The organism is Aminobacter sp. P4_D5 (assembly GCF_056401815.1).
On the sequence record NZ_JBFUIP010000396.1, the window covers coordinates 1 to 1,169 of the forward strand.

The 1,169-nt window shown below is 58.8% G+C and carries 1 protein-coding gene; it reads right to left on the reverse strand.

Annotated elements, in window-relative coordinates; genetic code table 11:
* Positions 1-478: 478 nt before the first annotated feature.
* Complete coding sequence (locus AC1DWF_RS32200; protein ID WP_476786734.1) at positions 479-823, reverse strand: hypothetical protein; 345 nt, start codon at positions 821-823, stop codon at positions 479-481.
* Positions 824-1,169: the final 346 nt, after the last annotated feature.

Below are 1,169 nucleotides of genomic sequence, written 5' to 3' on the forward strand. Positions count from 1 at the left end.
CTTGATTGGTCAGGCTTAGGACGCGGGACTTGGTACATTTCCGCCAAGCCATGGTCGCGCAGCAAGGTTAATCGCCGGTAAATCTACGTCGGCGGCGGAACCAGGCGGGGCAAGCTACGGCATGCGACGGTGACCGAGATATTGGTGCCGTGACCGCAGAAACGGCCCGCCGAGTTCAGGTTCGACAGGCCGTTCTTGCCGCCCTCTGAAACCTGCCGAGACACCAGTGGGCGCGCGCCAACCATACTCCACTGTTGCCTAGAAACCAAAAGGCCTGCCAGCGGGCGGCCGACAGGCCCTATGCTAGAGCGACTTGCCATGAGGGATAGCTAAGTCACTCCACGGAGACCACCATTGCGGCGCGATGGGATTTCCTCCGTGCGACCCAACGTCCTTCGATCCATCCGGTTCCCATAAACAAAAAGAGCCCTCCACCTTTCGGCAGCGGGGCGAAGGGGATGGAGAAGCGCGTTGCAATTCAGTTGGCGGCCTGCGTGACGATGCGGGTGATTTCGCCGCAGCGCTCCTCAATCGAGTCACTCTCTTGTAGCCGCGCGATGTGAACGACAGCCAGGCGTTCCAGGTCATCCTGGACCTGTTCGTAGGTCTTACCCAACAGCCGCAGTGCTTCGGCGACCTGGATGCTGGTGTACTCGGACGTGTCGAGTTTGCAGACCACACCGTAAGCGACCGACAGTGCTGCCTTGTCGAAGGCCTGAAGCCGCTCGAAGGCGCCGGCGTCGCTCACGCATCTGGTGATACCGCCAACGATGAGCAGGAAGACCAGGAGGGCAGCTGCCTTGGCTTTGTTGATGGTCTCCATGTCAGTCCTCCCCGTGGCGGCCAAAAGTCAAACGGCCATTGTGCGACTGACATACCACTTGCCATCACACTGCCTGTATTCCACTATTGGCAGATGCATAGGGGGGCCCGGCAAATGGCAAGTGAAAACTAGCCAATCTTCGATAAATGGTCTGAAGCGCTGGCCAAAGTAGTGGCCGCGCAAGATCATTACATAGATACCGCCAAGCGGAACCCTTCAGCGTTGCAGGCGGCATTGGCCGACTTTCACCACGCACTGGGCGAATACAAAGCAATCTCTGACAAGATCGACGCCGAGCAGCCTTTAGACGCTGAAAAAGCCCCGCCACCTTTGGGAACGCTGTCAG

Bases quoted from the DNA above. Each gene is read 5' to 3' on its own strand.
- AC1DWF_RS32200 (WP_476786734.1), bottom strand. From the start codon at position 823: ATGGAGACCATCAACAAAGCCAAGGCAGCTGCCCTCCTGGTCTTCCTG.